The organism is Streptomyces sp. DT224 (genome assembly GCF_049844595.1).
Taxonomy (GTDB): Bacteria; Actinomycetota; Actinomycetes; order Streptomycetales; family Streptomycetaceae; genus Streptomyces.
In genome coordinates this window covers 238,154-265,150 of record NZ_JBNCLI010000013.1, presented here as the reverse complement: position 1 = coordinate 265,150, position 26,997 = coordinate 238,154, and the positions used below count along the sequence as shown (strand labels likewise).

Annotated in this window: 23 protein-coding genes and 2 pseudogenes; 17 read left to right on the top strand and 8 right to left on the bottom strand. The window is 73.7% G+C overall.

The genetic code is table 11. From position 1 onward, the window contains the following. Positions 1–173 precede the first annotated feature (173 nt). From ACLQ2N_RS30640 to ACLQ2N_RS30625, 4 genes are all read left to right on the top strand, one after another. Positions 174–1,148 (top strand): LLM class flavin-dependent oxidoreductase, encoded by a 975-nt coding sequence (locus ACLQ2N_RS30640; protein ID WP_425818099.1) that lies wholly within the window; start codon positions 174–176, stop codon positions 1,146–1,148. Beyond that, a complete protein-coding gene (locus ACLQ2N_RS30635; RefSeq protein ID WP_425818097.1) occupies positions 1,145–2,059 on the top strand; it encodes an LLM class flavin-dependent oxidoreductase in 915 nt (304 codons plus the stop codon). Before ACLQ2N_RS30640 ends, ACLQ2N_RS30635 begins: the two co-directional genes overlap by 4 nt. Before the next feature lie 5 nt (positions 2,060–2,064). Continuing rightward, complete coding sequence (locus ACLQ2N_RS30630) at positions 2,065–2,865, top strand: DUF1684 domain-containing protein (RefSeq protein WP_425818095.1); 801 nt, start codon at positions 2,065–2,067, stop codon at positions 2,863–2,865. A gap of 189 nt (positions 2,866–3,054) precedes the next feature. Further along, positions 3,055–3,954, top strand: coding sequence for a S1 family peptidase (locus ACLQ2N_RS30625; RefSeq protein WP_425818093.1), 900 nt, complete (start codon positions 3,055–3,057; stop codon positions 3,952–3,954). 74 nt (positions 3,955–4,028) lie between these two features. On the opposite strand, the gene ACLQ2N_RS30620 is transcribed toward ACLQ2N_RS30625, so the two are convergent. The 3 genes from ACLQ2N_RS30620 to ACLQ2N_RS30610 all read right to left on the bottom strand — a co-directional run bounded on the left by ACLQ2N_RS30620 (position 4,029) and on the right by ACLQ2N_RS30610 (position 6,337). After that, positions 4,029–4,511: a phospholipase gene (locus tag ACLQ2N_RS30620; protein ID WP_425818091.1), complete on the bottom strand. Its 483-nt coding sequence runs from the start codon at positions 4,509–4,511 to the stop codon at positions 4,029–4,031. Between the two features lie 137 nt (positions 4,512–4,648). Then, entirely contained in the window at positions 4,649–5,200 is a 552-nt protein-coding gene (locus ACLQ2N_RS30615) for a hypothetical protein (RefSeq protein WP_425818089.1), read from the bottom strand. Between the two features lie 114 nt (positions 5,201–5,314). Continuing rightward, positions 5,315–6,337 (bottom strand): DUF3533 domain-containing protein, encoded by a 1,023-nt coding sequence (locus ACLQ2N_RS30610; protein ID WP_425818087.1) that lies wholly within the window; start codon positions 6,335–6,337, stop codon positions 5,315–5,317. 184 nt (positions 6,338–6,521) lie between these two features. On the opposite strand from ACLQ2N_RS30610, the gene ACLQ2N_RS30605 reads away from it, so the two are divergent. The 4 genes and pseudogenes from ACLQ2N_RS30605 to ACLQ2N_RS30590 form a co-directional block, all read left to right on the top strand. Beyond that, complete coding sequence (locus ACLQ2N_RS30605; RefSeq protein WP_425818085.1) at positions 6,522–9,983, top strand: DNA polymerase III subunit alpha; 3,462 nt, start codon at positions 6,522–6,524, stop codon at positions 9,981–9,983. Beyond that, positions 9,980–10,990: a DNA polymerase Y family protein gene (locus tag ACLQ2N_RS30600; protein WP_425818083.1), complete on the top strand. Its 1,011-nt coding sequence runs from the start codon at positions 9,980–9,982 to the stop codon at positions 10,988–10,990. Before ACLQ2N_RS30605 ends, ACLQ2N_RS30600 begins: the two co-directional genes overlap by 4 nt. 227 nt (positions 10,991–11,217) lie before the next feature. After that, positions 11,218–12,108 carry an esterase/lipase family protein gene (locus ACLQ2N_RS30595; protein ID WP_425818081.1) on the top strand — a complete coding sequence of 297 codons (891 nt, stop codon included), beginning with the start codon at positions 11,218–11,220 and terminating at the stop codon, positions 12,106–12,108. 81 nt (positions 12,109–12,189) lie between these two features. Continuing rightward, positions 12,190–13,275: pseudogene (locus ACLQ2N_RS30590) on the top strand (methyltransferase domain-containing protein); the annotation flags it as partial. A gap of 16 nt (positions 13,276–13,291) precedes the next feature. On the opposite strand, the gene ACLQ2N_RS30585 reads toward ACLQ2N_RS30590, so the two are convergent. After that, positions 13,292–13,789, bottom strand: coding sequence for a DUF402 domain-containing protein (locus ACLQ2N_RS30585; protein ID WP_425818079.1), 498 nt, complete (start codon positions 13,787–13,789; stop codon positions 13,292–13,294). Then, positions 13,770–14,012 (bottom strand): annotated as a pseudogene (locus ACLQ2N_RS30580) (GNAT family N-acetyltransferase); the annotation flags it as partial. The gene ACLQ2N_RS30585 and the pseudogene ACLQ2N_RS30580, both read right to left, overlap by 20 nt. A 126-nt stretch (positions 14,013–14,138) precedes the next feature. Here ACLQ2N_RS30580 and ACLQ2N_RS30575 point away from each other — a divergent pair. From ACLQ2N_RS30575 to ACLQ2N_RS30560, 4 genes are all read left to right on the top strand, one after another. Beyond that, on the top strand, positions 14,139–14,513 hold the full coding sequence (locus tag ACLQ2N_RS30575; protein ID WP_425818077.1) for a GntR family transcriptional regulator: 375 nt from the start codon (positions 14,139–14,141) through the stop codon (positions 14,511–14,513). 225 nt (positions 14,514–14,738) lie between these two features. Then, positions 14,739–15,521: an SGNH/GDSL hydrolase family protein gene (locus ACLQ2N_RS30570; RefSeq protein ID WP_425818186.1), complete on the top strand. Its 783-nt coding sequence runs from the start codon at positions 14,739–14,741 to the stop codon at positions 15,519–15,521. Positions 15,522–15,679: 158 nt separating this feature from the next. After that, on the top strand, positions 15,680–15,943 hold the full coding sequence (locus ACLQ2N_RS30565) for a hypothetical protein (RefSeq protein WP_425818075.1): 264 nt from the start codon (positions 15,680–15,682) through the stop codon (positions 15,941–15,943). Between the two features lie 166 nt (positions 15,944–16,109). Further along, on the top strand, positions 16,110–16,718 hold the full coding sequence (locus tag ACLQ2N_RS30560) for a TetR/AcrR family transcriptional regulator (protein ID WP_425818073.1): 609 nt from the start codon (positions 16,110–16,112) through the stop codon (positions 16,716–16,718). 231 nt (positions 16,719–16,949) lie between these two features. Here the strand turns inward: ACLQ2N_RS30560 and ACLQ2N_RS30555 are convergent, their stop codons facing one another. Genes ACLQ2N_RS30555 through hmgA form a run of 3 tightly spaced genes read right to left on the bottom strand, consistent with a single transcriptional unit; the run spans position 16,950 to position 20,433 of the window. Next, on the bottom strand, positions 16,950–18,230 hold the full coding sequence (locus tag ACLQ2N_RS30555) for a type ISP restriction/modification enzyme (protein WP_425818071.1): 1,281 nt from the start codon (positions 18,228–18,230) through the stop codon (positions 16,950–16,952). A gap of 45 nt (positions 18,231–18,275) precedes the next feature. Beyond that, complete coding sequence (locus ACLQ2N_RS30550) at positions 18,276–19,076, bottom strand: GntR family transcriptional regulator (protein WP_425818069.1); 801 nt, start codon at positions 19,074–19,076, stop codon at positions 18,276–18,278. Positions 19,077–19,104: 28 nt separating this feature from the next. Next, on the bottom strand, positions 19,105–20,433 hold the full coding sequence (gene hmgA, locus ACLQ2N_RS30545) for a homogentisate 1,2-dioxygenase (protein ID WP_425818067.1): 1,329 nt from the start codon (positions 20,431–20,433) through the stop codon (positions 19,105–19,107). Positions 20,434–20,552: 119 nt separating this feature from the next. Between hmgA and ACLQ2N_RS30540 the strand changes: the two genes are divergently transcribed. From ACLQ2N_RS30540 to ACLQ2N_RS30520, 5 genes are all read left to right on the top strand, one after another. Next, positions 20,553–22,682, top strand: a complete 2,130-nt coding sequence (locus tag ACLQ2N_RS30540) for a right-handed parallel beta-helix repeat-containing protein (protein WP_425818065.1) — start codon at positions 20,553–20,555, stop codon at positions 22,680–22,682. Then, entirely contained in the window at positions 22,679–23,476 is a 798-nt protein-coding gene (locus tag ACLQ2N_RS30535) for a hypothetical protein (RefSeq protein ID WP_425818063.1), read from the top strand. Before ACLQ2N_RS30540 ends, ACLQ2N_RS30535 begins: the two co-directional genes overlap by 4 nt. After that, positions 23,473–24,783, top strand: a complete 1,311-nt coding sequence (locus ACLQ2N_RS30530; protein ID WP_425818061.1) for a hypothetical protein — start codon at positions 23,473–23,475, stop codon at positions 24,781–24,783. The genes ACLQ2N_RS30535 and ACLQ2N_RS30530 overlap by 4 nt, the downstream gene beginning before the upstream one ends. Before the next feature lie 64 nt (positions 24,784–24,847). Next, positions 24,848–25,465, top strand: coding sequence for a TetR family transcriptional regulator (locus ACLQ2N_RS30525; RefSeq protein WP_425818185.1), 618 nt, complete (start codon positions 24,848–24,850; stop codon positions 25,463–25,465). 140 nt (positions 25,466–25,605) lie between these two features. Next, positions 25,606–26,964 carry an ABC transporter ATP-binding protein gene (locus ACLQ2N_RS30520; protein WP_425818059.1) on the top strand — a complete coding sequence of 453 codons (1,359 nt, stop codon included), beginning with the start codon at positions 25,606–25,608 and terminating at the stop codon, positions 26,962–26,964. Positions 26,965–26,997: the final 33 nt, after the last annotated feature.

Genomic DNA, 26,997 nt, shown 5'->3' with positions numbered 1-26,997 from the left:
TGCCCTGAGACGCAGTGCTCACAGTGTGGACAGGCTTGACAGCTCGCCCCGGACAGCGCTTGTCTCGGGCGAGGACCGGGCTGAGGGGCCCGTCCGTCCCGTTCCACGCTGCTGCTTTCCGCTGTCCGCGCCGAGGGCGCGCCCCGTGTTCACCGTATCCACGGAGCCTCCGCATGCCCGCGCGTACATCCGCATCCCGTCCTGCCCTCCGGCCCCTCCACCTGGCCGCCGAGATCGGCGGCCCGCCCCGCTACGACGCCGCCCACCACACCGGCCTCGCCCGGCTCGCGGAGGGCGGCGCGCTCGACTTCGTCACCCTCGGCGACTCCTTCGCCCGGCCGGGCCCCGACGCGCTCGCCGTCCTCGCCCGGGTGGCCCCCGCCACCCGCCGCATCGGCCTCGTGCCGACGCTCACCGCCACCCACGCCGAGCCGTCCCGCCTGGCGTCCGCCGTGGCGACCCTGGACTGGGTCAGCCGGGGCCGGGCGGGCTGGCGCGTCGGCGTGTCGGCCGCGGAGGCCGAGGCGCGGCTGTTCGGCCGCCGCCCCGCCGTGTCCGCCGACGCCCTGTGGGACCGGGCCGGGGCGTGCGCCGAGGTCTGCGCCCGGGACCGGCACCGCTGGGAGCCGCCCCAGGGCCACCCCGTGGTCGTCGTCGACGGCACGCCCGAACCGGCCAGGGCGGCCGCGGCACGCCACGCCGACGTCGTCCTCGTACGGGCCGCCACCCCGGAGCGGACCGCCGCGATCCGCGACGACGTGCGCCGCCGTGCCGCCGCGCACGGCCGGGACCCCGACGCGCTGCGGGTGCTCGCCGCGCTCACCGTCGACCTCGGCGACGCCGAGACGGCACCGGAACCGGGGCTGCCCGACGAGCCGCCACCGGCCGACCGGGGCACCTACTACCGGGGCGGTCCGGTCGACCTGGCCGCGCTGATCACCCGGTGGTACCGGGCCGGCGCGGTCGACGGCTTCCACCTCACCCCGATCACCCCCGGGCGCGACCTCGAACGGATCGTCAACGGCACGGTGGCCCTGCTCCAGCACCGCAGCCTGTTCCGGACCTTCTACCCGGGCGGCACCCTGCGCGAGCACCTGGGGCTGGCCCGGCCGGCCCGTCGGTACGCACAGGCCGGAGCGGGCGTATGACGACCGCGCCGCCCCGGCGGATGCACCTCGCCGCGTGCGACCCCGGAGCCGGTGAGCGGGCCGGGTTCGCCTCGTACGAACACCTCGCGCGCACGGCGGAGCGGGGCCTGTTCGACTTCCTCCTCGTCGCCGAGGGGGCGGCCGGCGGGCCCGATGCGCTCACCCTGCTGGCCGCCCTCGCCGCAGGCACCGACCGCCTCGGTCTCGCCGCCGGCGCCGCTTTCGGGGAGCCCTACGAACTGGCCCGCCGCCTCGCCACCCTCGACCACCTCAGCGCCGGCCGGGCCGCGTGGCACGCGCACCCCCCGGCCGGTGAGCACCCGCGCGCCGCCGAGTTCACCGCCGTCGCCCGCGCGCTCTGGGACTCCTGGACGCCCGACGGCACCCCGCGCCCCGTCGCCCACCACGGGCGGTACTTCGCGGTGGAGGGCGAGTTCACCGTGGAGCGCTGTCCGCAGGGCCACCCCGTCACCGTCCTGGCGGGCGACTCGCCGGAGGACCGGGAACTCGCCGCGTCCGCCGCCGACGTCGTCCTCGTCCCGCACACCACGTTCGACGCGGCCCGCGCCCGCTACGCGGAGGTGAAGGGGCGGCTCGCGGTCCACGGCCGGGCGCACGACGAGCTGAAGGTCATGCTCCGCGTCGCCTTCGTACTCGGTGACACGGACGGCATCGGCGTGCAGGAGCCAGTCACCGGCAGCCCGGCCGCCGTCGCCGCGCTGCTCACCGAGTACGTCGCGGAGGGCGCCGCCGACGGCTTCCTCCTCGTCCCGGATGCCCCCGGCGGCCTCGACGACTTCGTGGACCGGGTCGTTCCGCTCCTCCAGGACCGGGGGGCGTTCCGCCGTGCGTACACCGGTTCCACATTGCGGTCGCATTTCGGGAGCACCGCCCCCGTATGGAAGGGTTGACCACCATGAGCACGCACGCACAGCAGCAGGCAGCGCGGGACTGGGAGCGCTGGCACGAGGAGCGGACCGCCACGGTCGCGGCGCCGTACGGACCGCTCTCCCTCACCGGGACCCACTGGCTCGCGGATTACCCGGAGGGGCGAATTCCGGCCGTCCCGGGGCGGTGGCGCGAGGAGGGCGGCGCGCTGGTGCTCGACGCCGTCCCGGAGGACGGGCTGACCGTCGACGGCAAGCCCTTCGCCGGCGAGGTCCGGCTCGGTGCCGACCGGGGGCCGATCGACGGGTCCCGGGTCGCACACGAGGGGCGCAGGCTCGTCGTGCTCAGTCCCGAGGGTCTGTGGGCGGTCCGGGTCTTCGACCCCGGTTCGCCCGCGCGGCGCGCGTTCCGGGCGATCGACGCGACCCCGTACGACCCGCGCTGGGTGCTGCCGGGCACTTTCCGCCCGTACCCGGACGCGCGCACCGTCCGGGTCGAGAACGCCGACGGTGTCGAACGCGGACTCGGGCTGGCGGGGGAGATCGCCTTCGAGGTGGACGGGGCCGGGCACACGCTCCAGGTCGCCGTCGAGCCGGACGGGTCGCTCTGGGCCGTCTTCGCCGATGCCACCAGCGGGAACGGCAGTTACCGCTTCCGGTTCCTGCGGCCCGCCGCGCCGGACGCCGAGGGCGCGGTGACCGTCGACTTCAACCGTTCGCTGCTGCCGCCGTGCGCCTTCGCGGACCACTTCATCTGCCCCTTCCCGCCGCCGGGCAACACCCTTCCTGTGGCCGTGGAGGCGGGGGAGCGGAATCGCGTCGACGGCTGAGAGGGCTGTCGCGAGCTCAGGCCAAAAGGCGCCCTTGCGCGACAAGTTGACGCCTTGAATACTCCCGAGCAGCGCTTGTCAGGGGCACGGCGTATCCGGAATACGGACGGATACCCGTGCGCCCGACTGCGCCTCACGGGTCCGACCACCCCACAGGCGGGCCCCCGATTCCCCTCGGGAGGAATGACAGTGAGGATCAAGCGCACCACCCCCCTCAGCGGTACCGCCAGACGCAGCAGGGCCGTCGCCATCGCGGCGGGCCTGGTGGCCGTAGCCGCCCTGGCCGCCCCCACCGCCCACGCGAACTCCAGCGGAACGTACAGCGCCAACCAGCTCGCCGCCGCCAGTGACGCCGTTCTCGGCGCCGACATCGCCGGCACCGCCTGGAACGTCGACGCGAAGACCGGGAAGCTCGTGGTCACCGTCGACAGCACGGTCTCCGCGGCGGAGATCCAGCAGATCAAGGACTCCGCCGGGGGCAACGCGGGCGCTCTGCGCATCGAGCACACCCCGGGCACGTTCAACAAGCTGATCGCCGGCGGCGACGCCATCTACGCCCCCGGCTGGCGCTGCTCCCTCGGGTTCAACGTCCACAGCGGCAGCACGTACTACTTCCTGACCGCCGGTCACTGCACCGACGGCAACCCGCCCTGGTACACCAACTCCTCGAACAGCACCTACATAGGCCCGACGGTCGGCTCCAGCTTCCCGAACAACGACTACGGAATCGTGCGCTACGACAACACCTCGCTCGCCCACCCGGGCAGGGTCGGCAGTGTCACCATCACCGGCGCGGCCAACGCCACGGTCGGCATGTCGGTGACTCGCCGGGGCTCCACGACCGGCACCCACAGCGGCTCCGTCACCGGGCTCAACGCCACGGTCAACTACGGCAGCGGCGATGTCGTCTACGGCATGATCAAGACCAACGTGTGCGCCGAGGGCGGCGACTCGGGCGGTCCGCTCTACTCCGGCAGCAAGGCCATCGGCCTGACCTCCGGCGGCAGCGGCAACTGCAGCTCCGGCGGTACGACGTTCTTCCAGCCGGTCACCGAGGCGCTGAGCGCGTACGGCGTCAGCCTGAACTGACGCCCTGCCCCGTACGGACACATGGCCCCCGGCCCGCCGGGGGCCATGTGCGCGTCGAGAGGGGCGGACGCCGGTCAGCCTCTGGCACCCGCCCCGGCCGGTGCCACGCCGAAGATGTCCACCGCGTGGTAGTACGTCCAGGCCGTGGCGTCGCACGAGGTCCGCTTGGCGCCGGAGTAGGCGGCGCACACGCGCTTGAGGTCCGCGTAGAGGGCGTTGTCGAGCCGGGCCTTGTTGGCGGAGAACGTGCCGGCGGCCTTGTAGTTGCGGTACCCGAAGTCGTGGCGGGCGCAGGCCGTCTGGAACGGGAAGCCGAAGGGGTTGTCGGGCGAGGTGCTGCAGTAGTCCGTCGACCAGTCGAAACCGTACGCGGACCACGCGCCCTTGTTGTTGCGGGCGGAGTTCCACGCGTTGTAGCTGGCTGCGCTCGTCTGCGTCCAAGAGCTGAGGACCTGGGGCTTGTCCGCGGGGGCCGCCGAGGCGGACGCGGTGGGCAGCAGGGTGAGCGGGAGTGACAGTCCGAGAGCGGCGAGCAGGGTGGCGACGCGACGGCGCATGAGCAACCTCCGTGGGGGTGAGGGGCAGTTGGGGCAGCTCGCGGGTGTGCGAGGTCGCTCCAGAATGCCGCCATGCACCTGTCATGCCTAGGGGCGTGCGGTGGCCGTTCGGCGCTGTGCGCCGTGCGGGGTACGTGTCAGCGGGCGCGCCGCTGTCCCAGCAGGCGGGCCTGCTCCCTCTTCAGTTCGGTGAAGCCCTTGCGCGCGTACGCGGCTATCTCCCGGCTGGGGAACGACACCACCGAGAGGTGCTGTTCATGGCTGCCCCGCGACCATCGGGCGGCCGTGATCTCGTAACCCGAGACATGGGCGCACAGCTGGAGCAGAAGGGGCGGCATCACCGGCTCGCTCAGGAGGTCGGCGTGGGCGAGGACGAGATCGCGCATGGCCCGGATGTTCGGGAGGAAGACGGTCGTGACCCACAGCCGCCACTCGGCGAGCTCCTCCTCGGTGGGTGGCGTCTCGTGGTCGAAGGGAGACCTGCCGTCGGGGCGGGCGTTGCGCTCCAGGAACGCGGCGAAGATGCGGCTGTTGGCCTCGGTGAGGGCGAACAGGGGACCGTAGAACTCGCCGAGCTGGCGGTTCACCCGGGCGAGGCGTTCCTGGCGCTGCGCGAGGCGCAGCCCGTTGAGGTAGGTGAGGGCGTAGCCGACGAACGTGAGCCCGATGGTGACGGCCAGTGTGATCATGGGGGCCGATGCTAGTGCCGCGTCAGCCGGGGTTCGCCCCGTCGCGAGGCCATGCACGCACTCTCGCCGCACCTGACGCCGCTCCTTACCGGGCACACCTTGGCTGACGCGGCGCTAACGGCGGGACGCCTCCACCGTCGGCCGGTCCGGGGTTCTGCGCATCGCCGTCAGCAGCGTGCCCGCCGTGCCCGCCACCGCCCACGCGGACAGCACCAGCAGGGGGCCGGTCACCGCGTTGCCGTGGAAGTACGCGATCGAGCGGGCCGTCCAGGTCGAGGCGCCCGGGGGCAGGGCGGGGCCGATCGCGCGCCAGAAGTCCGGGAGCATCGGGAGCGGGAAGGCGCCGCCCGCGCTCGGGTTGCCCGCGATGACCACGATCAGGACGGCCAGGCCGATGCCGACGATGCCGGTGAGCCCCTCCAGGGCGAGGGTGATCATGCCGACCGCGAAGACGGTCAGCGCGCCCAGGCCCGACAGCCCCCAGAAGCTGCCGGGCAGGGCGCCGAGGACCGGGCCGATGATGAGCGCGCCGCCGATGCCGCCCGCGATCGAGTACAGCGCCATCACCCCGGTGCGGATCAGCGCGCGCTGCCGGTTGGCGGGGCGGGTGCCCGCGCTGATCGCCAGGATCGAGGCGCACAGGTAGCCGCCGACGCACCACCCCACCGCCAGGTAGAACGCGGACAGCCCGTCGAAGTCCTGGCGGGAGGCCGGGGCCACGTCGACGGCGCGCACGGTGCGCCGCTGGGTCGCCTCCGCCTCCTTGACGATCTTCGTGAGGGAGGTGGCCAGGACGGTGCCCCCGCCGGAGGCGACCAGCACGGTGTCCCTCGTGCTCCGGGGGTCCACGATCAGGGCGCCGTCGATCTCGCGGTCGAGGATCTGCCGGCGGGCGGTGGCCTCGTCGGAGACCGTACGCGGGTCGAGCGGGCCGCCGGGGAGGCCGTCCAGCCGGTCGACGAGCCGGGCGGACGCCTGCGGGGGCGCGACGACGCCGAAGGGGACGTCCGTCGGCTTCGGGTGGTGGAGCGCCCCGATGTAGGACGCGATGAACAGCAGCTGAAGAGCCAGCACCCCGATGACGAGCAGCGCGGCCCGGGGGGTGACGGCGTTCCGCACCTCGTCGGCGAAAGTCATGCCCCCACGCTCCGGGCTCCCCCTCGCGCGCGCAGTCGGGGTGCGGCCGAACGGCGGAAGGGGAGGGGCGCGTGACCGGGGGAGATGAGGCGGGCAGCGAGTATCGTACGCATGTTCGAAACTTGGTTTATGGTGGAGAACGAGGGGGTGGGTCAGCTCGTACGAATCGGTTCAGGAGGTGCAGGTGCCAGGGTTCACGCATCTGCATACCGCCTCCGGGTTCTCCCTGCGGTACGGGGCCTCGCACCCGGAGCGGCTGGCGGAGCGCGCCGCCGAGCGCGGCCTGGACGCCCTCGCGCTGACCGACCGCGACACCCTGGCCGGCGCGGTCCGCTTCGCCCGGGCCTGCGAGCGGGCACGGGTGCGCCCGCTGTTCGGGGCGGACCTCGCGGTCGGACCGGGGCCGGGGGACGGGCCCGCCCGGCGCCCCCGCACCCCCGCCCGCGGAGGTGTCTTCGTCGATGAATCCGCACCCCGGGTCACCTTCCTCGCCCGCGACGGCGCCCGGGGCTGGGCCGAGCTGTGCCGTCTGGTCACCGCCGCCCACGCCGCCGTCCCCGAGGGCGGCCGCCCCCTGGTCGACCGGGCCGCCCTGCCCGCCGAAGGGCTCACCGTGCTGCTCGGCCCCGCCTCCGACGTGGGCCGGGCGCTCTCGGCGGGCCGCCCCGACCTGGCCGCCGCCCTCCTCGGCCCCTGGCGCGAGCTGTACGGCGACGGCCTGTGCCTCGAAGCCGTCCACCACGGGCGGACCGGCACCGGGCCCGGTTCGCTGCGGCTCGCCGCCCGTACCGTCGGCCTCGCCGCCGAGCAGGGCGTACGGGCCGTGCTGACCAACGCCGCCCGGTACGCCGACCCGGGGCAGGGCCCGGTCGCCGACGTGCTCGACGCCGCCCGCCGGCTCGTCCCCGTCGACCCGCGCCGCGCCCCGCTCGACAGCGGTGAGCGCTGGCTCAAGGACGCCCCCGCGATGGCGGAGACCGCCGAGCGGATCACCGCCGCCGCCGGGCTCGGCGCCGGGGCCGGGGCGCGGCTCCTCGCGGAGACCCGGCACACCGCCGAGGCGTGCGTGGTGGACCCCGGGGGCGACATCGGCCTCGGCTCCGTCCATTTCCCCGAGCCCGGTCTCGTCGGCGCGGGCCGGCGCACCGCCCAGCGGGTGCTGGCCTCCCGCGCCGCCGCCGGCATGGTGCTGCACGGCTACGACCGCAGGCCCGGGTACTGGGACCGGATGCACCACGAGCTGGACATCATCGCCCACCACGGCTTCGCCTCGTACTTCCTGACGGTCGCCCAGGTGGTGGACGACGTACGCGCGATGAAGGTGCGGGTGGCCGCCCGGGGCTCCGGGGCCGGTTCGCTGGTCAACCACCTGCTGGGCATCGCGCACGCCGACCCGGTCGAGCACGGGCTGCTGATGGAGCGCTTCCTGTCCAAACGCCGCTTCGTGCTGCCCGACATCGACATCGACGTCGAGTCGGCCCGCCGCCTCGACGTCTACCGCGCGATCATCGGCCGCTTCGGTGCCGAGCGGGTCGCCACCGTCGCCATGCCCGAGACCTACCGGGTGCGCCACGCCATCCGCGACGTCGGCGCCGCGCTCTCCATGAACCCGGCCGAGACCGACCGGCTCGCCAAGGCGTTCCCGCACATCCGGGCCCGCGACGCCCGCGCGGCCATGGAGGAACTGCCCGAACTGCGCGAGGTGGCCAGGACCAGGGAGAAGTACGGGCGGCTGTGGGAGCTGGTGGAGGCGCTGGACGCGCTGCCGCGCGGCGTCGCCATGCACCCGTGCGGGGTCCTCCTCTCGGACTCCTCGCTGCTGCGCCGCACCCCCGTCGTGCCCACCAGCGGCGAGGGCTTCCCGATGTCCCAGTTCGACAAGGAGGACGTGGAGCACCTCGGGCTGCTCAAGCTCGACGTGCTGGGCGTACGGATGCAGTCGGCGATGGCGCACGCGGTCGCCGAGGTGAAGCGGGCCTCCGGGCGCGAGGTGGACCTGGACGCCGTGGAGCCGGGCGACCCGCGCACGTACCAGCTGATCAGGACGGCCGAGACGCTGGGCTGCTTCCAGATCGAGTCGCCCGGCCAGCGGGACCTGGTCGGCAGGCTCCAGCCGGAGAACTTCCACGATCTGGTGGTCGACATCTCGCTGTTCCGGCCGGGCCCGGTCTCCGCCGACATGGTCCGCCCGTTCATCGAGGCCCGGCACGGCCGCGCCCCGGTCCGCTACCCGCACCCCGACCTGGAGGGCCCGCTGCGCGAGACGTACGGCGTGGTGGTGTTCCACGAGCAGATCATCCAGATCGTCGACATCATGACCGGCTGCGGCCGCGACGAGGCCGACCGGGTCAGGCGCGGGCTCTCCGACCCCGAGTCGCAGGCCCGGATCAGGGTCTGGTTCGCCCAGCACGCGGCGGCGCGGAAGTACGACGCGGAGGTGATCGCCCGCGCCTGGGAGATCGTCGAGGCGTTCGGCAGCTACGGCTTCTGCAAGGCGCACGCGGTGGCCTTCGCCGTGCCCACGTACCAGTCCGCCTGGCTGAAGGCGCACCACCCGGCGGCCTTCTATGCCGGGCTGCTCACCCACGACCCCGGGATGTACCCGAAGCGGCTGCTGCTCGCCGACGCCCGGCGGCGCGGGGTGCCCGTGCTGCCGTTGGACGTGAACCGGTCGGCGGCCGCCCATCGAATCGAACTGGTGTCCAAGGAGGGGGAGGGGGAGCGCTGGGGCCTGCGGCTCGCGCTCTCCGACGTGCACGGGATCAGCGAGGCCGAGGTGGCCCGGATCGAAGCCGGTCAGCCCTACAGCTCACTGCTCGACTTCTGGCAGCGGGCCCGTCCGGGAAAGCCGGCCGCCGAACGACTGGCCCAGGTCGGCGCGCTGGACGCCTTCGGGGCCAACCGCCGCGACCTGCTGCTCCACCTCTCCGAACTGCACCGCGCCCGGCGCGGCGCGGGCTCCGGCGCGCAGCTCCCGCTCGGCGGCGGGCACCGCACCGCGTCCGCCGGCCTGCCCGACCTCAACGAGGCGGAACGGCTCAGCGCCGAGCTGGGCGTGCTGAGCATGGACGTCTCGCGCCACCTGATGAGCGATCACCACGCCTTCCTCAAGGAGCTCGGCGCGGTCTCGGCCAAGCGGCTGCGCGAGGCGCGGCACGGGGAGACCGTGCTGGTCGCGGGTGCCAAGGCGGCGACCCAGACCCCGCCCGTCCGCTCCGGGCGCCGGGTCGTCTTCACCACTCTGGACGACGGTACGGGCCTGGTCGACCTGGCCTTCTTCGACGACAGCCACGCCGCCTGCGCGCACACCGTCTTCCACTCCTGGCTGCTGCTGGTGCGCGGGGTGGTGCAGCGGCGCGGGGCGCGCAGCCTGAGCGTGGTCGGCGCGGCGGCCTGGAATCTGGCGGAGCTGGCCGAGCTGCGGCGCACCGGCGGACTCGACGCGGTCGCCGAACGGCTGGCGCAGGTGCCCGAGCCGGAGGGCGGGGACCCGGCACCGGACGAGGCCCCGGCCGGCGACGACGGGCGCCGCATCAGGATGCCCACCGGTTACGAGATGAACCCCTGGGCGGACCTCAAGCCGCCCGGCGAGGGGCTGCCCACCGGAAGGAAGCTGTGGCACCAGAGCCCGGGGAGCGCGGGATGAACGGCGTGCCGGACGGGCAGCCCGGGATCCTCTGCCTGCGGTTCCGCCGGGTCGGCGGCGGGCCCCCGGACGCCGCCGGGTACGCGGGGCTGCTCGCCCTGCTCGGTTCGTTCACCCCGGTCGTGGAGGCGGCCCCGCCCGACGGGGCACTCGCCGATGTACGCGGCGCGCTCCGCTACTTCGGGCGGGACGCGCGGGGCCTGGCCTCGGTGATCCGGGTCCGCGCGCTGGCCCTGCACGGGGCCGACTGCGCGATCGGGGCCGCCCCGAACCCGATGCTGGCCCGGATGGCGCTGCGGCAGGCCGCGCCCGGGACGACCTTCGTGGTGCCCGCCGACGGGGTGGCCGCCTTCCTCGCGGACCGGCCGGCCGCCGCGCTGGACGGCGTCGGGGCGGCGACGGCCCGGACACTGTGCGGGTACGGGCTCGACTCCGTCGGCCGGATCGCGGCCGCCCCGCTCGGCACCCTGCAACGGATCACCGGGACGCGGACCGGGCGTGACCTGTGGGAGCGGGCGCACGGCATCGACCGCACCGCCGTCCGGCCGAACGCCGCCGCCCGCTCGGTCGCCGCCGAGCGCACCTTCCCGCGCGACGAGCTGGACCCGGAGAGGCAGCGCCGCGCGCTCATGTCGCTCACCGAGGAGCTGGGGGCGCGGATGCGCGGCGAGGGCCGGGTGTGCCGCGCGCTCGCGGTCTCCGTGCGGTACGCCGACCGCACCGGCTACTCGACGCTGACCCGGAGCCGCTCCCTCCGCGAACCCACCGCGCACTCCGCGGACCTCACCGCGCTGGCGTACCGCATCCACGACTCGTTCGGCCTGCAACGGGCCCGGGTGCGGGGGATCGGGCTGCGCGCGGAGGGGCTGGGCGAGGCCGAACGGGCGGCCCGGCAGCTGAGCTTCGACCCGGTGGACGAGCGGGCGCGGCGGATCGAGGCGGTCGCGGACCGGCTGCGGGAGCGGTTCGGCCCCCGTGCCGTGATGCCGGGGCGGCTGGCGGCCTGAGCGGTGCGCGCGGGGCCGCGCGGGCCCGGACGGCTCGCGGGCCGGCCGCGTGACCCCGGCCGTCCCGCGGACTTTTTACCGACGCGTAACTTCCCAGCGAACCCTACTCGTGCGTAATTTGGCATGAGCACGCCGAGCCTGAGCGTGCGAAACCCAGCAGTACTTGTGGTCCGGGCCGCAGGGTGCACAGACATCGCAACTCCCTTGAGCCGCAAGGAGACCCCACGATGCTGCCCTGGACCCGTGCGCCGCGTCCCCCACGCGCCCGCCGGACGCTCGCCGCCCTGCTCCTCGCCGTCGCCGCGGCCGCCACCCCCACGGCGACCGCCGCGGCCGCCCCCGCCGCGACGGCCGCCACCTCGCGCGGCTGGAACGACTACTCCTGCAAGCCCTCCGCCGCCCACCCCCGCCCCGTCGTCCTGGTCCACGGGACCTTCGGGAACTCGGTCGACAACTGGCTCGTCCTCGCCCCCTACCTGGTGAACCGGGGCTACTGCGTCTACTCGCTCGACTACGGCCAGCTGCCCGGCGTGCCGGTCTTCAACGGCCTCGGCCCGATCGACAAGTCGGCAGGACAGCTCGCCGCCTTCGTCGACAAGGTGCTCGCCTCCACCGGCGCCGCCAAGGCGGACATCGTGGGCCACTCGCAGGGCGGCATGATGCCGAACTACTACCTGAAGTTCCTGGGCGGGGCGGCCAAGGTGAACGCCATGATCGGGCTCGCCCCCGACAACCACGGCACCACGCTGCTCGGCCTGACCAAGCTCCTGCCGTACTTCCCCGGCGCCGAGTACCTGCTCAACGCCGGTACGCCCGGACTCGCCGACCAGGTGGCCGGATCGCCCTTCATCACCAAGCTCAACTCCCTGCCGGACACCGTGCCCGGCGTGCACTACACCGTCATCGCGACCCGGTACGACGAGGTCGTGACGCCGTATCGGACGCAGTTCCTGAACGGGCCCGACGTGCGCAACGTCCTGCTCCAGGACCTGTGCCCGGTCGACCTCTCCGAGCACGTGGCCATCGGGACCATCGACCGGGTCGCCTACCACGAGGTGGCGAACGCCCTGGATCCGGCGCACGCCACCAACACCGACTGCGCCTCGGTCATCGGCTAGAGCTACTTTGCGCCCCCGTCCCGGCGAGGTCCCTCCTCGCCGGGACGGGGCGTTGTCAGTGGCGGCTGGCACGATCGGATCATGACGACGACCGACTGGGACTCCCTCGCCGACACCTTCGACCACGAGGCCGACCACGGGCTGCTCGACCCGGTGGTCCGCGCCGCCTGGGCGCGGCGGCTGGAGAGCTGGCTGCCCGCCGGGCCGTCCGACGTCCTCGACCTCGGCTGCGGTACGGGGAGCCTGGCGCTGCTCGCGACCGAACAGGGCCACCGGCTCACCGCCGTCGACAGCGCGCCGCGCATGGTGGAGCGGGCCCGCGCCAAGCTGGCCGGCACGGGCGCCGAGGTGCTGGTGGGGGACGCGGCCCGGCCGCCCGTGGGCGACCGCAGGTTCGACGTGGTCCTCGCCCGGCACGTGGTGTGGACGCTGCCCGACCCGGCCGCCGTCCTGCGCCGCTGGGCCGGGCTCCTGCGCCCCGGCGGCAGGCTGGTCCTGGTCGAGGGAGTGTGGAACGGGACCGGCCTTTCCGCCGAACGCCTCACCGCGCTGCTCGCCCCGCTCACCGAGCGCGTCCACCACGAGCGGCTCTCCGACGACCGCGACCTGTGGGGCAAGGACGTGGACGACGAGCGGTACGCGCTGGTGGCCCGGGTGCGCGGGACGCGCCGCCACACCGAGGTGGTCGACGTGCACCTGATCCTCCGCCGCGGCCCCGAGGTCCTGCTCGCCCGCCGGGCCGGCACGGGATACGCGGACGGCCTGCTGCACGCCCCGTCCGGCCATGTGGAGGACGGCGAGGACGTGCGCGCCGCGGTGATCCGGGAGGCGGCCGAGGAGACCGGCCTCGCCCTGGACCCGGCGGAGCTGCGCGTGGCGCTGGTCATGCAGCACCGCGGCCCGGGCGGCGATCCGCGCACGGGCTGGTTCTTCGAGGCGGCGTACGACCCCGCGCGGCCCCCGTACAACCGCGAACCGGACAAGTGCTCCGAGCTGGCCTGGTATCCGCTGGACGCCCTCCCCGACGACATGGTCGCCTACTGCCGCGCGGGCCTCGACGGCTACCGGGCGGGGGAGCGGTTCCTGATCCACTGGCACGAGGACGGCGACCCGATCGCGTACGAACCGGAGGGCGAGCGGCGGGCGGTGGTGCTGCCGGTGAGCGGGGGGTGAGGGCGGCCGCTCAGGTCAGCAGAGGGGCGAGCCCGTTCCCGGATCGGGCCAGCCGTTCCAGCTCGTCCAGGGCCGCCGCCGCGGCCTTCGCCGCCTCGGGGTCGCGTCCGGCCAGGCCGCTCGCGGCGAACTCGTCCTCGTCCAGCCGCAGGATCTCCGTGCGGTCGGCCGACACCCACAGGTCGAGGTCCAGGTCCTCCACGACCAGCTCGCCGTCCCGGAGCACGGCCGGGCGGGTCACGTCGCAGTACCAGCCCTTGAGCTCGCCCGAGCCGGAGCGGACCTCCTTCACCGCGAACCAGGCGTCCCGCCAGTAGTGCTCGGTGAAGACGTCGCCCGGTTCGAAGCGGACGAAGCCGAAGTCCCGGACGCCCGGGGCGGCCCAGGGGGCCCGGACGGTGATCCGGGTGCCGTCGTCGGCGACCGGGGCCGCCGGATACCTGATCTTGGTCTTCCCGGCCTTGACCAGGACGACGGTCACGCCGGCGTCAGCCGAGCCTGCGGACATGGCGCACCTCCGTGGCGCAGATCTCGTAGCCGAACCAGCGGTTGACCGTCAGCATCGGCTCGTTCCCGGCGTCGTTGCCGGTGTAGGCGTCGGTGCACCCGGCCGCGCGCGCCCGCTGCAGTGAGTCGTTCTTCGCGAGCTTGGCGAGGCCGCGGCCCCGGTACGCCCGCCGGGTGCCCGTCATCCCCGACCGGTAGCGGTCCACCCCGTCGGTCCGGGCGGCGCGCCGCACCCACCCCTCGGCGTCGTCGGGCCGGAAGTCGCGTACGAGGACAGCCATGCGCCGCACGCTAGCCGCGCCGCCGACCCGACCGCCTCCCATTTTCCGCCCGTGGGGGACAATCGGCCCGTGACCCTGAAGATCGCTGTGGACCCGGACTCCGGCACCGCCCCGTACGAGCAGCTGCGCACCCAGATCTCCGAACAGGCCCGCTCCGGCGTGCTGCCGGTCGGCTACCGGCTCCCGACGGTACGCGGCTTCGCCGAGGAGCTAGGCCTCGCCGCCAATACGGTCGCCAAGGCGTACCGGGCACTGGAGGCGGACGGCGTCATCGAAACCCGCGGACGCAACGGCACGTTCGTCGCCGCCGCCGGTGACACCGCCGACCGCAACGCCGCCGCCGCGGCCCGCGCGTACGCCGAGCAGGCCCGCCGCCTGGGTCTCTCCCGCGCCCGCGCCCTGGAGCTCGCCGAGGACGCGGTGCGCGCCGTCTTCGCCGACTGAGAGGGCCTCCTCTCCTGGGCCGTGTCGTCGGATCGCGCGGGCACGCGGGCAACTCCTGCGCCAAGGAGCGGAGTTGGTGACGCGCCCGACACGGCACCGTAAGCGAAAGCTCACCCGTTCGACTTGGCATGAACACTTCCGGAAACGGTGTCCGCGCTGCTACCACTGAGTAGGCAGAGATCCTGTCGGCCGCTCAAGGGAGATTCCGTGAAACTGTCCAGACTCGTGGCATTCTCGTCCTCGCTCCTGCTCGGCGCCGTCATCGCCCTGACCGGGGCGTCCACCGCGAACGCCGCCTCGTCCGTCGACTACGTCGCCCTCGGGGACTCGTACTCCTCGGGCGTCGGCTCCGGGAGTTACATCAGCTCCAGCGGCGACTGCAAGCGCAGCACCCTCGCCTACCCCCCGCTCTGGGCCTCCGCCCACTCGCCCGCCTCCTTCTCCTTCACCGCCTGTTCCGGGGCGCGTACGGGAGATGTGATCGCCAGTCAGCTCGGACCGCTCACCTCCTCGACCGACCTCGTCACGATCTCCATCGGCGGCAACGACGCGGGCTTCTCCGACGTCATGACGACCTGTGTCCTCCAGTCGGAGGCCACCTGCCTCAACCGCATCGCCACCGCCCGCAGCTACGTGGACACCACGCTGCCCGGCAAGCTGAACTCGGTGTACGACGCGATCGAGGCCAAGGCTCCCGCCGCCCATGTCGTCGTCCTCGGCTACCCGCGCTTCTACAAGATCGGCGGCAGCTGTGTCGTCGGACTGAGCGACAAGGTGCGCGGCGCCATCAACGGCGCCGCCGACTACCTCAACGCGGCCACCGCCAAGCGTGCCGCCGACCACGGCTTCAGCTTCGGCGACGTCACCAGCGCCTTCACCGGGCACGAGATCTGCTCCGGAAGCGCCTGGCTGCACAGCCTCAACTGGCTGAACATCGGCGAGTCCTACCACCCCTTCGCCGCCGGCCAGTCGGGCGGCTACCTGCCCGTCCTGAACGCGCTCGACTAGTGCCCGCCAACTCGCTCCGGAATCGGGCAGATTCACCTACGCCTCGTCAACCTCCGTATGTGTGTGCGTAATCCCGCTCCCGGGATACACGGGTGTCGGTGGCAGGCGATAGGGTTAACCTGCCCGGGCCGAGTGCCCTCGTACGGGTGGGGAGTGACATGGAACAGATAACGGTGCGCAGCAGGGCGCGCGTGCCTGCCATTACATGCGGGAGCAGCGCGACGAGTTCGCGCCTCGACCGCCATCTCGCAGTGCTGGGCGGCCCCGTCGTGCCGCAGCGCGAGGCGGCGGAAGCGACGCTGCTGATGCGCGAGCTGACCTCGCGCGACGCCGGACACGCCCGGCGCAGCAGGAGTGCGCGGGTGTCGCTCTTCGCGCCACTGCGCCGGCTGCGGCGCTCGCTCTTCGGCAGCCGCCGCTGATCCGACCGCGGTCCTGGTTCCCGCAGCGCGCTGCTGCCCGCTCTTCCGTCATCCCCGGAGCCGGCAGTGGCGCGTCGCCATGTCCGCGTCCGGTCACGCGCTGTGTCCGACGGGCCCGCATGGGTGCCGAGATAATTCGGTGTCGAACTACTTCTACACTGTGCCCATGCCCGAGAAGCGTGCCGCGCGTCTGCGCCCCGACGAGCGGAGGGCGCAACTGGTGGCGATTGGCGTGGACATGCTCGCCGATTGTTCCCTGGACGAGCTCTCCACCGATGCCGTGGCCCGGCGGGCCGGTATATCGCGCGGCCTGCTCTTCCACTATTTCGACTCCAAACGCGACTTCTACCGGTCCGTGGTGCGCAAGGAGTGCGACGACTTCGCCGCCGCCACCGAACCCGACGCCTCGCTGGACCCGGTCGCCTGGATGCGCGCGTTCATCGCCGGCTTCGTCGCGTACGTGACCGGGCGCCGCAAGGTCTACCGCGCCCTCGTCCGGGGCGCCGCCGGCAGCCACCCCGCCGCCGGCGACATCGTGGAGGCCACCCGCGCCACCCTCGCCCGCCGGGTCGCGGAGGGGCAGCGCCGGCTCGGGATGGAGCCGTCGCCCCGGCTGGCCCTGGCCACCCGGGCCTGGCTGGCCTTCGCCGAAGAGGCGGTCACCAGCTGGCCGCTGGACGAGCCGGACGCCCTGGACGAGCTCCGCGCCTTCCTGGAGACGGGCTTCGTCCGCCTCCTCGGCGACCTGGACCGGCCGGCCGCCCTGGCCGACTAGGGCGTGTTTCGAAAGTCCCGCCTGTCCGGCGACGCCTGGCACTTCCCCAAGCTCTCAACTCCGTTCGAGCAGGGGAGGCCCCATTGCTCGCCGCGTTGTCGGGATCACCCCGATACAACCAGTATCGGGGCGACCCTCCGCCTTGCGATCGCACGCACCAGACGCCGCCGGACCCGCCCTACGGGCGGACGGCGCTACTTTCGAAACACGCCCTAGGCGCGCCGGCCCCGCTCACAGCAGCGCGAACTGCCCGTCCGGCCCCTCCTCCTGATGGTCCAGGACCGAAGCGGGCCGCCGCGCCGCCTCCCCGACCGGCAGCACCCCCGCCGCCCGCAGCTCGTCCTCGCCGGTCCCCGGCCCGGAGGCCAGCGCCTCGGCCAGCGCCTCCTGACGGGGCCGCAGCTCGGCCAGGAGGGCGAGGAGCGTCACCAGGTCCAGCAGCTCCGAGGTCCACTCCTGCGGCCAGGCGCGCGGCCGGACCGCGTCGAGCCCCGCCGCGTCCGCCCCCGGCGCCCCGCACACCGCCGCCCGCCGCTCGAACCACAGCTCCAGGACCCGCACCCCGCTCACCCGGAACTCCCACGCGGCGGCGGACACCGGCGCGACGCGGCCGGTGCCGAGGACGAGCGCCCGCTCCTCGGCGTCGTACGACAGGGGCACCGGCACCGGCGGGACGGCCGCCCGCACATAGGGGCGCTGCCCGCCCGGAAGCCGGGGGCGCTCCGCCCCGCGCGCGCCGCGCAGCTGGAGCCGCAGCAGCTCGCAGCCCAGGTCCACCCCCTCCGCCCAGCGGCCGGCGTCCGCCGGGAGCGGGACGACGCAGCCGGCCGGTGAGGGCCGGGCCGCCGCCAGGATCCAGGCGAGCACCGACTCGGCGGTGACCGCGTCCCCGTACCGGGCGCGCAGGACGGGGAGCAGGCCCGGGGCGAGGTTGGGTTCGAGGCCGCCGGGGCGGCGGTAGAGCGGGCGGACCCGGCCGGGGCGGCCGGCGGGGGAGTGGCCGTCGGGCAGCAGCGCCGTCACCGAAACGGCGGGGCCCGGATCGTTCGGCACCCGGCCGTGCTCGACCAGGAAGAGCTGGTGGTCGTCGGCGACCCGCCACAGCTCGGGCCGGGCCGCGTCGATGAGGCGGTGGTCGGGGATCAGCCACTGCTCGTCGTACGGGCCGTGCAGCACCCGCACCGGCTCCGGGCAGGGGCCCGTCTCGCGGGCGAAGCGGCCGGTGGCGCCGGACCGGCCGGGCAGGGCGGTCACGGCGGTGTGCTGCGTACGCGCGCGGGTCGGGGCGAACAGCCGCTCGCGCTCCTCGCCCGACGCCCGCACGAGGCGGTCCCAGCGGGCCCGCAGGGACGCCGCGTCCGGGGCGGTCACCCAGGCGCGCCCGGTGCGCAGCGGGCGGACCGACCAGGGCATGAGGTCGTCGAGGAGGGGCCCGCGTGGGCCCTCGCCGGACCCGGTCGCTGCCGGTGCTGCCACCGTGTCGTCCTCCCCGCCTGCCGCCTTCCCCGGCATCGTAAAGGCCCTCCGGCCGGTCCGGAGCAGCCCTTCCGTAAGACGTCAGTGCGCCTCCACCGTCACCGAGAACGAGAAGCGGTCGCCCCGGTAATGGATCCGGGCCACGTCGACCACCCGGCCGCTCTCGTCGTACGTGACGCCCGTGTAGTACAGGATCGGGCTCAGCAGCGGGACGCCCAGCAGCTCGGCGGTGGCCGGGTCGGCGAGGCGGGCCTCGACCGTGTCGGTGATCCGGGAGATCGGGACGCCGACCCGGTCGCGCAGCACCTTGGTCATCGGCCACCGGTCGAGGTCCGCCGGGTCGAGGTCCGCCGCGACCTCGGGGTGCACCCAGTTCTGCGCCCAGTTCGTCGGCTCGCCGGTCGTCCCGTCGCACCGCAGCCGGCGGTAGCCGACGACCTCCGCGCAGCCCGGGAAGTGCTCGGCCACCTCGCCCGGAACGGGGACCGGGCCGTGGTCGAGCAGTGTGGAGCGCTCGCCCGACTGCTGGGCGACGATCGCGTCGATCGAGCCGAGCAGCCGGACCGGCGAGCCCCGGCGGGCGTGCGGCTCGATGAACGTGCCGCGCCGCCGGTGCCGGCTGATCAGGCCCTCCGTCTCCAGCTCCTTGAGCGCCTGGCGCATGGTCAGCACGCTGACGCCGTAGTGCGCCGCGAGCTGCTCCTCGGTGGGCAGCCGCAGCGTGGCGTCCGGGGCGCGGCCCAGTATGGACGCCCGCAGCGACTGCGAGACCTGGTACCACAGCGGCAGCTTGCGGTTCAGGACCAGCGAGTCGGGCGCGAAGGCGGCGCCCCGGGGCGCGGGGCTGTTCGCAGCGGGCTGCGGCACCTGGTCCTCCTGCATGCGTCGTCGCCGGCCCCGGCGGGGACCGTCACGGCCTGAAGTTGCGGCTCAGACCCTGCCATACGTCGTCGTAGCCCCGTTGCAGGTGGTCCGCCGTCGCGGCCTGCTCGGTCGCGGTGATCGGCCAGCGGGTCTCGAACATGAAGGCGAGGCCGTCGTCGATCTTCTGCGGCTTCAGCTCGGCCGCGCTCGCCTTCTCGAAGGTCTCCCGGTCCGGGCCGTGCGCCGACATCATGGTGTGGAGCGAGCCGCCGCCGGGCACGAAGCCGCCCTTTCCGGCCGTCTTCGCGTCGTACGCGCCCTCGATCAGGCCCATGTACTCGCTCATCACGTTGCGGTGGAAGTACGGCGGGCGGAAGGTGTCCTCGCCGACCAGCCAGCGCGGCGCGAACACCACGAAGTCGACCCCGGCCAGGCCCGGCGTGTCCGAGGGCGAGGTCAGCACCGTGAAGATCGACGGGTCCGGGTGGTCGTAGCTGATCGAGCCGATGACGTTGAACCGGTGCAGGTCGTAGACGTACGGGGTGTGGTTGCCGTGCCAGGCGACGACGTCGAGCGGGGAGTGGTCGTAGGGCGCCGTCCAGAGGTTGCCGCAGTACTTGTTGATCACCTCGACCGGGCACTCCACGTCCTCGTACGCGGCGACCGGGGCGAGGAAGTCCCGCGCGTTGGCCAGACCGTTGGCGCCGATCGGGCCGAGATCGGGGAGGGTGAACGGGCGGCCGTAGTTCTCGCAGACGTACCCGCGTGCGCTCTCGTCCAGCAGCTCGACCCGGAAGCGGACGCCGCGCGGGATCAGGGCGACATGGCCGGGCTCGGCGCGCAGCAGGCCCAGTTCGGTGCGCAGGAGCAGCCCGCCGTGCTGGGGGACGATCAGCAGCTCGCCGTCGCTGTCGCTGAACACCCGGTCCGTCATCGCCGCGTTGGCGTGGTAGAGGTGCACGGCCATGCCGGTGCGCTGCGCCGCGTCGCCGTTGCCGCCCAGGGTCCACAGGCCCGCCACGAAGTCCGTGCCGGGCGCGGGCTCGGGGAGCGGGTCCCAGCGCAGCCGGTTCGGGTCCGGCACGGTCTCGGTGAACGGGGCCGAGCGCAGCGCGCCGTTGTCCGTGCGGACGAACGGGGGATGGGCCGCCGAGGGGCGGATGCGGTACAGCCAGCTGCGGTGGTTGTGGGCGCGGGGCTCGGTGAACGCGGACCCGCTCAGCTGCTCCGCGTACAGCCCCAGGGGGGCGCGCTGCGGCGAGTTGCGCCCGTGCGGGAGCGCTCCCGGCACCGCCTCCGAGCTGTGCTGGTTCCCGAAACCGGTGGAGTACTCAAGCCCCTCCGCCGTCTTTCTCGCCTGCTCGATGCCGCCCATGTGCGCTCCCGTCCGAAGGAATCCTATGCATAACCGTAGGAATGGAAGCGTGGAGAGTCAACGGCATTCGGCGTGCAGAAGGGGTTCAAAAAGCTGAACAATGCTCTACTCTCCCGCACATGTCGTGGACACGAAGACTTTTGGCGGTTCCGGCGGTGCTCGCCGCCGCACTGCTCACGGCCCCCGCCGCCCAGGCGCACGAGGAACGGCCGGTCACCCTGCCCGACGGCACCGGCAGCGTCCCCGTGTACCGCACCGGCGAGCCCGACCTCCTGGTCTGCAAGACCGACCGGGCCGGCTTCGAGCGCCGGATCTCCGGCTTCCCCGACGCCCTGAAGGCCAGGAACCTCAAGCTGTTCGAGCGGTGCCGCACCTCCGGCTACCGCCACCTCCAGCAGGCGGTCGACGCCGTCGACGGGCCCGGGAAGACCATCGCGATCCTTCCCGGCCTGTACGAGGAGGAGCCCTCGCTGCCCGCGCCGAAGGGCGAGTGCGCCCACCTGAAGGCCCCCGACTCCAAGCTGGGCTACCAGATCCTCAGCTACGAGCAGCAGGCGCAGTGCCCGCACAACCAGAACCTGGTGGCGATCCTCGGCAAGAAGGACCTCCAGATCGAGGGCACGGGCGCCGCCCGCACGGACGTCGTCATCGACGCCAAGTACCGCAAGCTCAACGCGATCCGCTCGGACAAGTCCGACGGGATCTACTTCAAGAACTTCACCGCCCAGCGCACCACCTTCAACTCGCTCTACGTCCTCGCCCAGGACGGCTTCGTCATCGACGACGTGCTGACCCGCTGGAACGACGAGTACGGCTTCCTGACCTTCGCCAGTGACCACGGCCTGTACAAGGACTGCGAGTCCTACGGCAACGGCGACTCCGGCATCTACCCCGGCAGCGCCTCCGACATCAACGACGGCTACGGCTACGACGTACCGCGCTACTCGATCGAGATCACCGGCTGCCGCAGCCACCACAGCATGGTCGGCTACTCCGGCACCGCCGGGGACTCCGTCTACGTCCACGACAACGAGTTCGACCACAACATGGGCGGCGCCTCGATGGACAGCGCCTTCCCCGGCCACCCCGGCCTCCCGCAGAACCACGCCCGCTTCGCACGCAACCTCATCCACGACAACAACGCCGACTACTACCGCTACGTCGCCGACGGCACCTGCGCCGAGCCGCCCGCCGAGCGGGGTTACGAGGACGGTGTCGTCTGCCCGCAGATCTCCATGCCCCCGGGCACCGGCATCATCACCGCGGGCGGCAACTGGAACCGCTACGAGGACAACTGGATCTACGGGCAGGACCGCGCGGCCTTCTTCCTGAGCGCCGTCCCCGCCTTCATCCGCGGCGAGAACGCCCTCGGCAAGCAGACCGACACCTCGCACCACAACCGGTACGCCGGCAACCACCTCGGCGAGGACAGGAACGGCAACTCCCGCCCCAACGGCACCGACGTCTGGTGGGACGGCCAGGGCGACGGCAACTGCTGGCAGTCCGGCACCGGCGCCTCCACCCCGCGCTCCCTGCCCGGCTGCGGCGAGAAGCGGGGCGACGTCACCGGCTCCACCGACCGGCTCATCGGCGAACCCGTCAAACTCGCCCAGCTGCTGGTCTGCGCCGACTACGACGTACGGGCCCGCCGGCTGCCGGCCGGCTGCGACTGGTACGGGGCACGGGGCATCGAACGCATCGAGGTCCAGGCCGCCCTGGGCATCGCCGTGGTCCTCGTGCTCGTCGGCGGGGTCCTCTGGTGGCGGCGGCTGCGGACCAGCCGGCTCGCCGCGGTCGCGTCCGTCCTGGGCGTCATCGGCCTTGGCCTGGACGTGGCCGGGTCCACCATGGGCCTCGCCGCCACCTACGTCCCCGCCGTCGCACTGCTGCTCACCGGGCTCTGGTGGACCGGCCTCGGCCTGGCGCTGCGCCCGGCGCGCCCGGTGTTCGGCTGGGTGACCGTGGTTCTGGGCGCGCTGACGCTGCTCGACGCGCTGGACAAGGGCGTGTTCATGATCCCGTGGATTCCGCTGAGCCCGGCCTGGGTGCGGGGGCTGCTCGGCCTGGTCTGGGTCGTCTGGGCCGTCGTGGCCGCCGCCCGGCACGGGGAACGGGGGCGCGCGGAGCGCGCCGACGGCGGGGGCGGCAGGGGGCCGGACGATGCCGCCGCGCCGGAGCCCGTGTCCGCCGCCCCCTCCGCGCCCGCCGCGAAGCCCGACGCCACCGCTTCGGAAGGCGACCCCTCATGACCCGCGCCCGCCCCGTCCGCACGGCCCTCGCCCTGCTCACCGCCGCCGTCCTCGTCCTCGGCGCGGGCGCCTGCGGGGGCAGGGCCACCACCCACCACAAGCCCGGCACCAGCCACGCCGAGGACACCGGCAGCAACGGCCGCCTCCTGAAGGCCGACGACGGCGACGGCCACCGGCTCCGCCAGGTCGACGCCGACGGCGCCCCCGAGGTGGACCTCGCCGTCCGCCCCGACTCGGAGGACGGCTGGAACGTCCACCTCACCGTGCGCAACTTCCGCTTCACCCCGGACAGCGTGGGCGGCGGCGCGCTCGCCGGACACGGCCACGCCCGCCTCTTTCTGGACGGCCACCCGCTCGCCCGGGTCTACGGCGCCTGGTTCCACCTGCCCGCATCGCTGCTCCGGGCTGCCGGGGGCGGCACCCACCTCACCGCCGGGCTGTACGCCGACGACCACACCGCCTGGGCCGTCGGCTCCGCCCCGGTCCGGGCCGCCGCCACGCTCGGCGACGCCTCCGCGAGCCCCGACGGCGACACCGTCACGGTCGAGACGGCCGTCAAGGGCGGCGAGGTGAGCCCGGCCCCGGGCCGCACCGAGATCGAGAAGGGTCGCACCGTGCGCCTGCGGGTCCGCAGCGACCGCGACGACGTCCTGCACGTCCACGGCTACGACAAGGAGGCGAGGCTCCCCGCCGGACGGACCGTCACGGTCGCGTTCACCGCCGACCGCACCGGGCTCTTCGAGGTCGAGACCCATGAGTCGGACCTCCTGCTGACCCAGCTCGTCGTCCGATGACGGGCGCCCCCGCCCCCGGTGCCGTGCGCGTCCTCGCCCACGGCATCGGGGCCCAGCACGACCTGCCCCTCTCGCCGTTCTACGCGTTCGCCGGGGCCTTCGCCGCGCTCTTCGTCTCGTTCCTCGCGCTCGGCCTGCTCTGGCCGGACTCCCGGTTCAGGGGTGACACGGCGGGCCGCCCGCTCCCGGCCGCCGTCCAGCGCCCGGCCGACGCCCGCGCCACCCGGTTCACCGCCCGCGCGCTCGGCCTGGCCGCCGCGCTCTTCGTCGTCCTGTGGCTGCTCCTGGGCCCCGCCGACCCGGACCGCAACCCGGCGCCCGGCGCGGTCTACGTCCTGCTGTGGGTCGGGCTCGTCCCCGCCTCGCTGCTCCTGGGGCCCGTCTGGCGGCGGCTCAATCCCCTGCGCACCGCGCACCTCCTCGCCTGCCGGGCGCTCCACCGCGACCCGGATGCGGGCAGGCCCCTCCCCGTACGCCTCGGCATGTGGCCCGCCGCGGCCGGGCTCCTCGCCTTCACCTGGCTGGAACTCGTCGCCCCCGACCCCGCATCGCCCACCGCCCTGCTGGTGTTCCTCGGCGTCTACGCGGCCGTCCACCTCGCGGGCGCGGCGGTGTACGGCGCCCACTGGTTCGACCACGCCGACGCCTTCGAGGTCTACTCCGGCCTCCTGGCCCGGCTCTCCCTCCTCGGCCGGCGCCCCGCCGACGGCCGCCTCGTCGTCCGCTCCCCGTTCAACGGGCTCGACGCCACACCCCGGCTGCCCGGGCTCGTCGCCACCGTCTGCGTGATGCTCGGCTCCACCGCGTACGACGGCTTCTCCGACGCACCGCGCTGGATCGCCACCGTGCAGACCTCGCAGCTGGGCCGTACCACCACCGCCACCCTGGGGCTGCTCGGCGCCGCCGTCCTCGTCGCCGCCCTCTACGGGCTCTGCGCGGGCGCCACCCGGCTCGTCTGCGGCACGCTGCCCCACCCGCTCACCGCGTTCGCCCACTCACTGGTGCCGATCGCCCTCGGCTACCTCGTCGCCCACTACTTCACGCTGTTCGCCACCGAGGGCCCGCACACCGTGCGCCTGGCGTTCGGCGCCGACCGCCCCACCGTGCCCGAACCGCCCCTGGGGCCGGGCGGCGTGGCCACCCTCCAGGTCGTCGCGATCGTCACCGGCCACGTCCTCGGCGTCATCGCCGCGCACGACAGGTCCGTACGGCTCATGCCGCCCCGGCGCGCCGTCGTCGGACAGCTCCCGCTGCTCGTCCTGATGATCGCGTACACCGTGGGAGGTCTCGCCCTGCTCGTCGCTTAGGGTCTGTCCGGCGGATCAGGGCCGGACCGGCCCCCGCCCTTGCCGCAGGAGGTCCAACGGCATGATGGAAGGCGTGCCCGACACGAACAACCTCCGCCGCGCCCCGGTGCAGCAGCGCAGCGCAGAACGCCTCGCCCGGATTCTCGACGCCTGCGCCGGACTCCTCGACGAGATGGGCTACGAGCAGCTGTCCACCCGGGCCGTGGCCCAGCGGGCCGGGGTGCCCATCGGCTCCGTCTACCGCTTCTTCTCCAACAAGCGGTCCCTGGCCGACGCGCTGGCCCGCCGCAACCTGGACAGCTACGCCGAGCGCATCACCGCCCGGCTGACCGCCGTCGAAGCAGCCGACTGGCGCGGCGCGATCGACGCCGTGCTGGACGAGTACCTGGCGATGAAGCGCACCGTCCCCGGCTTCGCCCTCGTGGACTTCGGGGCCCCGGCGCCCGGTGAGGACCCGGCCGACGACGCCAACCAGCGGGTCGCGTCCCGGCTCACCGGACTTCTCGCCGGCCGGTTCGGCCGGGAGGCCGACGCGGACCTGCTGCGCGCGGTCCTGGTCTGCGTGGAGGCGGCCGACGCCCTGCTCAAACTGGCCTTCCGCACCGATCCGTCCGGCGACGACGCGCTCGTCGCCGAGACCCGCGACCTCATCCACGCCTACCTCGCCCGGAGGCTCGACTGACCTTTTCCCCCGGCTGGGAAGGGGGGCGGGGGATACCCAAATTTGCGCGAGTCATTCCCTCACCGGGCGCGGTGGGTTAATTTCGGGCCACTGCTGCCGCTCCCCACCGCTCCACCACGAACCCTCCCGGGCGGAACCACATGACTCGCGCCATCACCCTGAACAACGTCAGCAAGGCATACGGACGGTCCCAGCGCGCCGTCGACCAGCTCTCGCTCTCCATAGACCCGGGCGAATTCGTCGTCCTGCTGGGCCCCTCGGGCTGCGGCAAGTCGACCGTGCTCCGCATGATCGCCGGTCTGGAGGACATCACCGAGGGCGAGATCCTGCTCGACGGCGAACCGGCCACACACCTCACCCCGCGCGAACGCGGGATGTCCATGGTCTTCCAGAACTTCGCGCTGTACCCGACCATGACCAACCGGGCCAACATCGGCTTCCCGCTGAAGCTGGAGAACCCGCGCGCGGACCACAACGAACGCATCGAGAACACGGCCAGGATGCTCGGGATCGAGCGCATCCTGGACCGGCTCCCCGGCCAGCTCTCCGGCGGCGAGCGCCAGCGGGTCGCCATGGGGCGGGCCATCTCGCGCCAGCCCTCCGCCTTCCTCATGGACGAGCCGCTGTCCAACCTCGACGCGAAACTCCGCAACCACCTGCGCGCCGAGATAGCCCAGCTCACCAAGGAACTCGGCGTCACCACCGTGTACGTGACCCACGACCAGGCCGAGGCCATGTCGCTCGGCCACCGGGTCGCCGTCATGCGCGGTGGGATCCTCCAGCAGGTCAGCCCGCCGCGCGAGGTATACGCCCTGCCGGAGAACGTGTTCGTCGCCGCCTTCATCGGGACGCCCCGGATCAACCTGCTCCAGGCCGTGGTGCACGCGCCCCTGGACGGCCGGATGTCCATCGACCTGGGCCGCCAGCGGCTCCCGCTGTCCGAACCGCTCAGCCACGACCACCAGCTCCTGCGCATCCAGCAGGGCCGCCCGATCATCGTCGGCCTCCGCTCTGAGGCGGTCCGGATCGCCCCGCCCAGCCACGCCCGCCCCGGCGAGGTCGCGCTCAGCGGCATCGTGGAGCACGTCGAGTACCAGGGCCACGAGGCGCTGGTCCACCTCAACACCGGCTCCCGGCCCGCCGTGGTCCCCGAGCTGGAGTCGGCCCGCACCGACCGGGGCCCCGTGCGCAGGCGCCGGGGAGGCCAGGGCGGTGCGGGGATGCTGGAGCGGATCAAGGAGCGCGCCACCTCCTACGTCGGCGGGTCCGTCGCCGTCCTGGACGCGCCGGAGGCCGACGACCTGCCGCCGGGCATGCACAGCCCGGACCGCCCCGCCGTCACCGCCAGCGACCTCGTCGTGCGGACCGGGCCCGACATGATGCTGCGCACCGGCGGCCAGGTGCCCCTCCTGGTCGACCTCGCGCACCTGTACGTCTTCGACCACCAGGGCCGCCGCATCTGCCCGCTGCCGAAGGACGTCCCGGGCCTGGACATGTAGGACGCCGCCGGGCACGGCACGTGACGGGGGTCT

Bases quoted from the DNA above. Each gene is read 5' to 3' on its own strand.
- ACLQ2N_RS30640 (WP_425818099.1), top strand. From the start codon at position 174: ATGCCCGCGCGTACATCCGCATCCCGTCCTGCCCTCCGGCCCCTCCAC.
- ACLQ2N_RS30635 (WP_425818097.1), top strand. From the start codon at position 1,145: ATGACGACCGCGCCGCCCCGGCGGATGCACCTCGCCGCGTGCGACCCC.
- ACLQ2N_RS30630 (WP_425818095.1), top strand. From the start codon at position 2,065: ATGAGCACGCACGCACAGCAGCAGGCAGCGCGGGACTGGGAGCGCTGG.
- ACLQ2N_RS30620 (WP_425818091.1), bottom strand. From the start codon at position 4,511: ATGCGCCGTCGCGTCGCCACCCTGCTCGCCGCTCTCGGACTGTCACTC.
- ACLQ2N_RS30615 (WP_425818089.1), bottom strand. From the start codon at position 5,200: ATGATCACACTGGCCGTCACCATCGGGCTCACGTTCGTCGGCTACGCC.
- ACLQ2N_RS30610 (WP_425818087.1), bottom strand. From the start codon at position 6,337: ATGACTTTCGCCGACGAGGTGCGGAACGCCGTCACCCCCCGGGCCGCG.
- ACLQ2N_RS30600 (WP_425818083.1), top strand. From the start codon at position 9,980: ATGAACGGCGTGCCGGACGGGCAGCCCGGGATCCTCTGCCTGCGGTTC.
- ACLQ2N_RS30595 (WP_425818081.1), top strand. From the start codon at position 11,218: ATGCTGCCCTGGACCCGTGCGCCGCGTCCCCCACGCGCCCGCCGGACG.
- ACLQ2N_RS30585 (WP_425818079.1), bottom strand. From the start codon at position 13,789: ATGTCCGCAGGCTCGGCTGACGCCGGCGTGACCGTCGTCCTGGTCAAG.
- ACLQ2N_RS30565 (WP_425818075.1), top strand. From the start codon at position 15,680: ATGGAACAGATAACGGTGCGCAGCAGGGCGCGCGTGCCTGCCATTACA.
- ACLQ2N_RS30560 (WP_425818073.1), top strand. From the start codon at position 16,110: ATGCCCGAGAAGCGTGCCGCGCGTCTGCGCCCCGACGAGCGGAGGGCG.
- ACLQ2N_RS30555 (WP_425818071.1), bottom strand. From the start codon at position 18,230: ATGCCGGGGAAGGCGGCAGGCGGGGAGGACGACACGGTGGCAGCACCG.
- ACLQ2N_RS30550 (WP_425818069.1), bottom strand. From the start codon at position 19,076: ATGCAGGAGGACCAGGTGCCGCAGCCCGCTGCGAACAGCCCCGCGCCC.
- hmgA (WP_425818067.1), bottom strand. From the start codon at position 20,433: ATGGGCGGCATCGAGCAGGCGAGAAAGACGGCGGAGGGGCTTGAGTAC.
- ACLQ2N_RS30540 (WP_425818065.1), top strand. From the start codon at position 20,553: ATGTCGTGGACACGAAGACTTTTGGCGGTTCCGGCGGTGCTCGCCGCC.
- ACLQ2N_RS30535 (WP_425818063.1), top strand. From the start codon at position 22,679: ATGACCCGCGCCCGCCCCGTCCGCACGGCCCTCGCCCTGCTCACCGCC.
- ACLQ2N_RS30530 (WP_425818061.1), top strand. From the start codon at position 23,473: ATGACGGGCGCCCCCGCCCCCGGTGCCGTGCGCGTCCTCGCCCACGGC.
- ACLQ2N_RS30525 (WP_425818185.1), top strand. From the start codon at position 24,848: ATGGAAGGCGTGCCCGACACGAACAACCTCCGCCGCGCCCCGGTGCAG.
- ACLQ2N_RS30520 (WP_425818059.1), top strand. From the start codon at position 25,606: ATGACTCGCGCCATCACCCTGAACAACGTCAGCAAGGCATACGGACGG.